An 8,186-nucleotide genomic window follows, 5' to 3' on the forward strand; every position below is an offset into this window, starting at 1 on the left:
CGGAACGGTGCGATGATGTCTTGGTGGCACAGGGAGACGAACCCGACGACCAGACAACCCGGGACGATTGGGGCGAGCGCAGCGACGGTGGAGCAGCACGCCGCGGCGAAGGCCTCTCGGCAGACCATTGGGAGCCCGAATCAGTCGTGCGCCCAGGCAGCCTGCTGGTTGCCTCGACAGAACTTGTCGAGCCTGCCTTTCGAAGAACCGTCATCTACATCATCGAGCACAACGACTCGGGCAGCTTGGGCGTCGTGATCAATCGGCCCAGCGACACGGCAGTGCACAACGTTCTGCCGCAGTGGTCCAGCCTCGTGTCGCGTCCGCGCGCGCTGTACGTCGGCGGTCCGGTCAAGCGTGATGCGGCGCTCTGCCTTGCGACGCTGCGTGTCGGCGTCGACATCGACGACGTTCCAGGGCTGCGGCGAGTGGATGGTCGCGTCGCGATGGTCGACCTCGATTCCGATCCTGACGAGATCCGCCCGCTGGTGGAGGGCGTCCGCATCTTCGCGGGCTACTCGGGGTGGACGTTCGGGCAGCTCGAAGGCGAGCTGGAACGACAGGACTGGATGGTGTTGTCGGCGTTGGCATCCGATCTGATCGGTCCGCCGCGCGTCGACCTGTGGGCAAGCGTCCTCAGACGCCAACCGCTACCCCTTGCCATGCTCGCGACCCACCCCATCGAGGTCGAAAGAAACTGAGGCGGCTGAGGCGGCTTCGCCGCTCGTGAGTCCTTTCGGTGGGCCCGCCCTCCGAAAGGACTCACGACTAATGGGCGAAATGCGCCGCGTGTGAATGCCCGTTGAGCCCCCGCTGCCGGAGTTCAGCGACGACCGCCTTGATCGCCACCATCAGCATGTGACCGAGGTCCGCACTGAAGCCCTCCCGGAACACGATCCGCAACACCGCGACATCCTCCGCATCCGCGGGCATCGTGTACGCGGGCACCTGCCAACCGCCGGTGCGCAGTTCATGTGAGATGTCGAAGACCGTGAAGCCGCACTCAGCCTGCAGCTTGAACGTCACCACCGGAATTGCCGACCCATCGGTGATCACCTCGACCTCGGGTAACTCCGCGAGCTTGCCACTGACCCGAACTGCCGTGTCGCGCAACGTCTCCATGATCGCGGTATAGCCGCCGCGGCCAAGCCTGATGAAGTTGTAGTACTGCCCGACCACCTGGTTGCCCGGACGTGAAAAGTTCAGGGTGAAGGTCGGCATGTCGCCGCCGAGATAGTTGACGTGGAAGACCAGGTCCTCGGGCAGGTGCTCGCGGCTACGCCATACGACGAAGCCGATGCCCGGGTACGTGAGGCCGTACTTGTGGCCGCTCGCGTTGATCGACACCACGCGCGGAACCCGAAAGTCCCACAACAGATCCGGATCCAGAAATGGAACGACGAAACCACCACTCGCCGCGTCGACATGCAGCGGAATGTCGGGTCCGCCGTCGGCAGCCAACTTGTCGAGCGCTGCCGCTATCTCGGCGATCGGCTCCAACTCGCCCGTGTACGTCGTTCCGAGGATGGCGACGACGCCGATCGTGTTCTCGTCCACGGCGTCGAGCACCTGCTCGGGCGTGATGACATACCGATCACGAGTCATCGGCAGGTACTTCGCCTCGACGTCGAAGTATTTGCAGAACTTCTCCCACACGACCTGAACATTGCTGCCGAGAACAAGATTCGGCTTGGTCGTATCTTTCCCCGACCGCGCCTCACGCCAACGCCACTTCAACGCAAGGCCCGCGAGCATGACTGCCTCGCTCGATCCGATCGTCGACACACCCGTCGCCGATCTCGAATCCGTCGGATCCAAATCCGGCGCGTGAAAGAGGTCGGCGACCATGTTGACGCAACGCTCCTCGATCGACGCCGTCGCCGGATACTCGTCCTTGTCGATCATGTTCTTGTCGAACGTCTCCGCCATCAGCCGCTCGGCCTGCGGTTCCATCCAGGTCGTCACGAACGTCGCGAGATTCAGTCGCGAACTTCCGTCGAGCATCAGCTCGTCGTGGATGTATCGATACGCCACCTCGGGATGCATCTCCGAATCCGGAAGCCGAAGCGCCGGAACAGGTTCGGTATCGAGGCGAGCCGTATAGGCGGGTGCGAGAAAGCCATCGGGATGGGTGATCCGCTTCATCGCTCCAACGGTAGACCTCTCGACGCCGGCTGCGCCGCAGTTCTGTTACGTCGGCGGAGTACTCGCCGGTGGCGCGGTGAACTGCGACGTACCCAAAGGTCGCGGAGCCTGGTTCGCCCAACGAGGCGGATAGTTCGACGACTGCTGGGTCGTTACGACGACCGGCGGACGGCTTCCGGCCAAACAGAGTGCGACTCCGATGCCACCCAGCGCGCCGAGGACCACGAGGCTGAACCCAGCAGCTCCGACCGCAGCGTCACCTTTCTGATTCTCGGCTCGTTGTTCCTCGTAATTGCGGTCCTCGCAGGTTTCACTCGGACTCATCCGATTGACCAAAGTCGTCTTTCCGTCTTGTGTCCGGCACTCGACATCCGCCTCCTTCGCGAGATATCCCAAGACGCCCGCGACCACCATCGCCAACCCAACGAGGCTGACGACAAGACCGCACAGAACAGCAACGATTCGCATGAAACTCCCCCGGTATTCGCTTTGACTGATGCCTGACAGACGAGCTGCCAGGTCGCATCCTTTCAGGGAACGCGATCCCATGCCGGGGGCGACTCGCTCACATCGCGCGGCAACTCGGCGAATTGACGCACGGTTGTCGGGTCCGAAGCGAGTATCTCGATGAGGCGTATTCGGGGTTGCCCGCGAGATTGTGGAGGATACTTGCTCGCATGCTTCGTGCCGCGTTCGTAACCGCCGCCGCTTTCTCCGCCCTCGTCATCGGTGCGCCATCGGCCGCCGCGATTCCCGTCTACCAAACTGCAATCAGCCTGGTCCCGAGCGGAACTATCGGGACTGGGTGCGCCGTGACGCTGACCGCCACCGTCACTTCCACTCCTCCCCCGATCGACAAAGGGGACGTCTACTTCTCGCTGGACAACTCCGTTGACCTCGGTCAACTGGAGCTAAGGAGTGGTAAAGCGAGTGTTGTGTGGACGCCAACGCAAGCACAGGCTGGCGCACACAAATTGACTGCCTTCTACACCGGCTTCAACTCGAACGATGAGGAGGCGTGGACGATGTCGTTGATCGACCTGAACGTCACTGTCGTGAACGCAATCAACACCGGTTCGGGTTGCTTGCCGCTCGGGTAACAACAAACATCGATAGGATTCAATCGCAGATCGCGCAATGGTCTGCCCGGTCAGATGCTCCTCATCGGAACAGTCTGAACCATCCGGTGCTGAGCTTCGTATCACTAGACGAAGCACAACGGACCCACCGGGAGGAGCGAGGAATGGATGCGGCCACACGTGACCGAGAGCCGCGACCTCAGCGGGTAGTCGACTACCTGGTCGATGCGATCGCCGCACTCGGTGTGCACCACGTCTTCGGCGTCGACGGCGCCAATATCGAGGACCTCTACGACGCCATCTTCGCCACCGACAGCCCCGTCACGGGGATCGTCGCGAAGCACGAATTCTCGGCAGCGACGATGGCCGACGGTTACGCCCGCTCGTCGAGTGGCCTCGGCGTCGTGGCAGCAACCTCGGGTGGCGGCGCGATGAACCTGGTGGCGGGACTCGCGGAGTCGTTCACCTCACGCGTTCCCGTGCTCGCACTGATCGGTCAGTCGCCGACCACCGTCGAAGGCAAAGGTGGATTCCAGGATTCGAGCGGCAAGGCGGGATCGATCAACGCGCTCGCACTGTTCTCCGAGATCGCCAACTACTGCGCACGGGTCGAACGCGTCGAAGACATCGAGGAGCAGCTCGATCGCGCGGTCCGTGCTGCGCTGCGTGGCGGCCCGGGAATTCTGTTGCTTCCCAAGGATATCCAGCAGGCGACGTTCACCCCGAAGGCCGCCTACCGCAGGCCGGTAGTTCGTCCCGTCCGCGACCTGGTCGGTCTGGCTGCCGTATCCGACGCCATCGCAACCGCCCGCACAACCGGCAAGATCACGATCATCGCGGGTGACCAGGTCGCGCGGAACGATGCGCGCAGGCAATTGCGGACCCTGGCTGGAGCTTTGGACGCATCCGTCGGTGTCGCACCCGATGCGAAAGACGTCTACGGCAGCAACGACCCCGGCTTCTGCGGTGTTGCCGGAATCATGGGCAACGCCGAACTCGTTGCAGCGGTGCGGAACTCTGCGCTGTGCCTGTTGGTCGGCACTCGGCTTCCGTCCACAGCAGGCGCGGGTCTCGATGCCGCGCTGGCCGATACGACGGTCGTCAGCATCGGCGCCGAAGAGCCCTTCGTAGCATCGACCCACGCCACGAGCAGCGATCTCGGCGGCACCCTGGCCGAACTCGCGCAAGCCTTCGGGTCTCCTACACATCCCGAACGCAGCATCGCGACCAATACCGTAACGACGCTGTCCGTTCCGGCAGCCGATGGCCCGGGCCTGCGGTATCGCGACGCTGTCGACGCCATCGCGGCAGTCCTTCCCGCGGGTGCCGACGTCTTCGCCGATGCAGGCAACACCGGAGCGTCTGTGGTGCACCATCTGCCGATTCCGGACGGCGGACGCTTCGTCGTCGCACTCGGGATGGGCGGCATGGGCTATGCCTTCGGCGCCGCGATCGGGTCGTCCTGTGTACGCGAGCGGCGGACCTTCGTCATCGCAGGCGACGGCGCATTCTTCATGCACGGCATGGAGATTCACACGGCGGTCGAACACCGGCTGCCCGTGACGTTCGTCGTGTTCAACAACAACGCCCACGCCATGTGCCTCACTCGCGAACAGCTCTTCTATCAGGATCGATACAGCTTCAACCGATTCCAGCCGACGATGATCGGCGAAGGTGTCGCGGCGATGTTTCCCACGATGCCGTCGTTCGCGGCACGAGACCTACCGCAATTGACGGCCGCGCTCGCCGCTGCCTCCGAACATGACGGGCCGTCGTTCATCTCGGTGGACTGCGACCCCGACGAAATCCCGCCTTTCGTTCCGTTTCTCAATCACCCTGCGATCGAGGAGAGATCACGTGACCAACGCACTTCCCGCGCTCAGTGATATCGCGTCCGACGACATCAAGGGGATACTCAGGATCGAGACGTCGGACAAGGACGAGACGACGCCGATCATCGTCGACATGCTGCGGTCGGTGTATCCGCATCAGCAGATCTTCGGCGAGTTCTGCCCGGTCAATGCCTACATCGCCGCTCCGCCGCGGGACGTGTACGAATACCTTTCGGACACAAGAAGTTTGGAAGAGTGGACCTACAGCCTGCGTGGCTTCGTCGAAACCGACGAGCCTGGTTTGTGGCTCGCCGAAGACCGAATCGGCAAGAACACCAGCATCTACACGCGGACGGTCGCCAACCCTGACGCGATGACGGTCGACTATCACTGCGCGTGGGATCAGGGCAAGCACCTCTGGATGATCTACCTGATTCGGGTGGTCGATGCTCAGCCGGTGTTCGACAAGCCCGGATCGGTTGTGCTGTGGACGAATTGCCACCATCCGTTCTACGACGAGAACCCGTATCCCGAGACGGCACCTCCTACGCGCCCCGTGTGGGTCGGTGACTTCTGGGACATGTTCTCCGCCGGCCACCAGATCGAAATGGACAACCTCAAGGCAATCTGCGAATACCGGGCGACGCACAATCTCCCGATCAAGCCCGAGTGGATGAACAAATGACGCCCCTCGCAACGGTGAGTCTGGTCGATGTGGCCAGCTACCTTCCCGAAAACCGCGTGCCCACCTCGTATTTCACCCAGTACGCCAAGACCGACCGCATGGCAAAGAACATCATGTTCCGCGCGCCGACGTGGCGTCATCACGTCGCCGCCGACGAGACCGCGGTCGACATGGCGGAGCGCGCCATGGCACCGCTGATCGAACGTCATGGTGCGGCAGAGGTTTTGGGAGTCGACATCCTGCTCACCCATACCCAGCTGCCCGACCTGCCCGTCCTCGGCTGTGGCTCCGAGGTCGCGAAGCGGATGGGCATGAATCCCGGGTGGATCCTCGATGTGCACAACGGCGGCTGCGCGTCGTTCCCGTACATGATCCAGCTTGCGCAGATGATCATGAGCACCACGACCGCTCGTTCGGCACTGATTGTCGCGGTGCAAAACGCTGCGGGACAGGGCATGACGCAGACGGAGGTCCGCAAGCTTGCTCAGGCGACCATCCCCGGCGACGGTTGTGGTGTCGGTCTACTTCGCAAGTCCGACGAGGCGCCCGTACTCGGCGTGCTCGCACGCAATTATCCCGAGTTCGCCGGCGACATGACCGGCGAGGTCGAGCCTGCTCGCAAGTACTGGGAACCCGGCGAAGGTCAGTGGCGAATCGCCTTCACCGAAGCCAAGATCATGAAGGTCTTCGCCCGCGGCAACCGGCTCGTCCCCGAGGTCGCAACCGCGCTGTGCGACGAACTGGGTATCAAGCCATCGACCGTCGATACGTTCGTGACAAATCAGCCGAACCGACTGTTCCTACGCAACTGGGGTGACGCACTCGAGCTACCGGCCGAGCGCCATCCCGACACGTTCGACGAATGCGGAAACCTTTTCGGTGCAGGCATTCCCATCACTCTCGACATAGAAAACCAAGCTGGACGAATCAAAAACGGGTCGTTCGTGCTGATGTCGGCGTTCGCTCATGCGGGCGACTTCGCAGCAGCGGCGGCCGTGCAATGGGGAGCGGAGCCCAAGTTATGACTGCTGGAATGCTCGAACCGACAATTCCGTTCGATCCGTCGCAGTTTGCGTTGACGGGCAGGAACTTCGAGCTCGGACTGAGCGAAAACCCCTTTCCGCCATTGCCTTCGGTACTCGACGCGTTGACAAGCGTGATGGCACAGGCCAACAAGTATCCGGAGTTTCTGCCGGAGCGCTTGCCTCGCGTGATCGCCAACCGCGTCGGCGTCGCACCCGATCAAGTTGTCGTCGGGTCCGGTGCCACCGGGGTCGCGATGCAGATCATGCAGTCGGTGATGACGACGGGCGACCGGATCGTGTTCGCACTGCCCAACTTCGACGGCTATCCGATCATGGCCGGGATCGTCGGCATGCGGGCGACGGCGGTCCCGCTCGACAGCGCGGGGCGTCAAGACCTCAGGACGATGGCTGCGGCGATCGACCGTCGAACCAGCCTCGTCGTTGTGTGCCGACCGCACAATCCGACCGGAACCCTGGTCACGGCAGCGGAGTTGGAGCGCTTCCTCGCTGCGGTGCCACGGCGAGTGACGGTGATCCTGGACGAGGCATACGTCGAGTTCGTCAATGCTGCGAACGCGATCGACGCTCGTGCGCTCGTCGCGAAGCACCCCAATCTGCTCGTGCTGCGTACGTTCTCGAAGGCCTTCGGTCTCGCTGGGCTGCGAATCGGCTATGCCTTCGGTTCGCCGCAGCTGATCGAGCGCGTCCGTCGCTGGCAGCTACCGTTCGGGGTCAACTCCGCAGCGGTCGCGGCCGTCACCGCGTCCTACGCTGCCGAGCACGAACTGAAGGCTCGCGTCGCCAGGATCACGACCGAACGCGAATACCTGCGTAACTCGCTGTTGCACTTGGGCGTCCGCGTTCCACGTAGCTTCGCGAACTTCCTGTTCCTCAAGGGTCCAGGCATCGCGTCTGCACTGGAGGAGGTCGGCATCCTTGCCAAAACCTACGCGGACGGCAGTGCGCGGATTGCGGTCGGCGATCCGGTCGCGAGTCGTGCGGTACTGAGGACTCTCCGCGCCGCTGTGCGCTAGGCCGCCGCCGCCAGGTCGGTGTTGCGTCGCCGTTTCTCCAGGTCCCAGTTGCGGAGCAGCACATCGGTGGCGAAGCTGGCATCGAGCGGTTCACCGGACCAATCGGCAGTGACGGCATCGGGGTCGATGTGGCGGTAACGGCGGCTGAGGTCGTCGACGTCGCCGGACAGCAGTGGGGCGTAGTCGATTCTGCGTCCGTTGAGGTCGGCGAAGGTGAAGATCTGATTGCCGTCGGCGGTGATGGTGAACAACCCGTCGTGCAACGCGCGGTGATGCTCACCGCAGAGCAGGGTCAGATTGTCGAGATCGGTCGGGCCGCCCCGCGAAAAGTAGACAACGTGGTGCGCATGCAGGAACCTAGTGCGGCCGCAGCCCGGCACCGTGCA

At 63.1% G+C, this 8,186-nt stretch carries 9 protein-coding genes; 6 read left to right on the plus strand and 3 right to left on the minus strand.

What is annotated here, in order from left to right:
• Nucleotides 1-146: 146 nt before the first annotated feature.
• On the plus strand, nucleotides 147-701 hold the full coding sequence (locus ACHIRB_RS09235) for a YqgE/AlgH family protein (RefSeq protein ID WP_307829628.1): 555 nt from the start codon (nucleotides 147-149) through the stop codon (nucleotides 699-701).
• Nucleotides 702-768: 67 nt separating this feature from the next.
• On the opposite strand, the gene ACHIRB_RS09240 is transcribed toward ACHIRB_RS09235, so the two are convergent.
• Nucleotides 769-2,145, minus strand: coding sequence for a glutamate decarboxylase (locus ACHIRB_RS09240; protein ID WP_395124622.1), 1,377 nt, complete (start codon nucleotides 2,143-2,145; stop codon nucleotides 769-771).
• 45 nt (nucleotides 2,146-2,190) lie between these two features.
• A complete protein-coding gene (locus ACHIRB_RS09245) occupies nucleotides 2,191-2,613 on the minus strand; it encodes a hypothetical protein (RefSeq protein WP_395124623.1) in 423 nt (140 codons plus the stop codon).
• A 209-nt stretch (nucleotides 2,614-2,822) separates the two neighbouring features.
• On the opposite strand from ACHIRB_RS09245, the gene ACHIRB_RS09250 reads away from it, so the two are divergent.
• The 5 genes from ACHIRB_RS09250 (at nucleotide 2,823) to ACHIRB_RS09270 (ending at nucleotide 7,800) form a co-directional block, all read left to right on the plus strand.
• Complete coding sequence (locus tag ACHIRB_RS09250; RefSeq protein ID WP_395124624.1) at nucleotides 2,823-3,245, plus strand: Ig-like domain-containing protein; 423 nt, start codon at nucleotides 2,823-2,825, stop codon at nucleotides 3,243-3,245.
• A gap of 143 nt (nucleotides 3,246-3,388) precedes the next feature.
• Nucleotides 3,389-5,110 (plus strand): thiamine pyrophosphate-binding protein, encoded by a 1,722-nt coding sequence (locus tag ACHIRB_RS09255; RefSeq protein WP_395124625.1) that lies wholly within the window; start codon nucleotides 3,389-3,391, stop codon nucleotides 5,108-5,110.
• Nucleotides 5,082-5,741 carry an SRPBCC family protein gene (locus ACHIRB_RS09260; RefSeq protein ID WP_395114375.1) on the plus strand — a complete coding sequence of 220 codons (660 nt, stop codon included), beginning with the start codon at nucleotides 5,082-5,084 and terminating at the stop codon, nucleotides 5,739-5,741. Before ACHIRB_RS09255 ends, ACHIRB_RS09260 begins: the two co-directional genes overlap by 29 nt.
• Complete coding sequence (locus tag ACHIRB_RS09265) at nucleotides 5,738-6,766, plus strand: 3-oxoacyl-ACP synthase III family protein (RefSeq protein WP_395114374.1); 1,029 nt, start codon at nucleotides 5,738-5,740, stop codon at nucleotides 6,764-6,766. Before ACHIRB_RS09260 ends, ACHIRB_RS09265 begins: the two co-directional genes overlap by 4 nt.
• An 8-nt stretch (nucleotides 6,767-6,774) precedes the next feature.
• Nucleotides 6,775-7,800, plus strand: a complete 1,026-nt coding sequence (locus ACHIRB_RS09270) for an aminotransferase class I/II-fold pyridoxal phosphate-dependent enzyme (RefSeq protein ID WP_395114468.1) — start codon at nucleotides 6,775-6,777, stop codon at nucleotides 7,798-7,800.
• On the opposite strand, the gene ACHIRB_RS09275 is transcribed toward ACHIRB_RS09270, so the two are convergent.
• Nucleotides 7,797-8,186: HNH endonuclease (locus tag ACHIRB_RS09275; RefSeq protein ID WP_395127674.1), on the minus strand; the 390-nt coding region annotated here is incomplete at its 5' end. The two genes, ACHIRB_RS09270 and ACHIRB_RS09275, sit on opposite strands and share 4 nt — an antisense overlap.

Origin of the sequence: Antrihabitans spumae (assembly GCF_043944905.1) — a bacterium.
GTDB lineage: Bacteria > Actinomycetota > Actinomycetes > Mycobacteriales > Mycobacteriaceae > Antrihabitans > Antrihabitans spumae.

Bases quoted from the DNA above. Each gene is read 5' to 3' on its own strand.
- ACHIRB_RS09250 (WP_395124624.1), top strand. From the start codon at position 2,823: ATGCTTCGTGCCGCGTTCGTAACCGCCGCCGCTTTCTCCGCCCTCGTC.
- ACHIRB_RS09240 (WP_395124622.1), bottom strand. From the start codon at position 2,145: ATGAAGCGGATCACCCATCCCGATGGCTTTCTCGCACCCGCCTATACG.
- ACHIRB_RS09270 (WP_395114468.1), top strand. From the start codon at position 6,775: ATGCTCGAACCGACAATTCCGTTCGATCCGTCGCAGTTTGCGTTGACG.
- ACHIRB_RS09255 (WP_395124625.1), top strand. From the start codon at position 3,389: ATGGATGCGGCCACACGTGACCGAGAGCCGCGACCTCAGCGGGTAGTC.
- ACHIRB_RS09245 (WP_395124623.1), bottom strand. From the start codon at position 2,613: ATGCGAATCGTTGCTGTTCTGTGCGGTCTTGTCGTCAGCCTCGTTGGG.
- ACHIRB_RS09265 (WP_395114374.1), top strand. From the start codon at position 5,738: ATGACGCCCCTCGCAACGGTGAGTCTGGTCGATGTGGCCAGCTACCTT.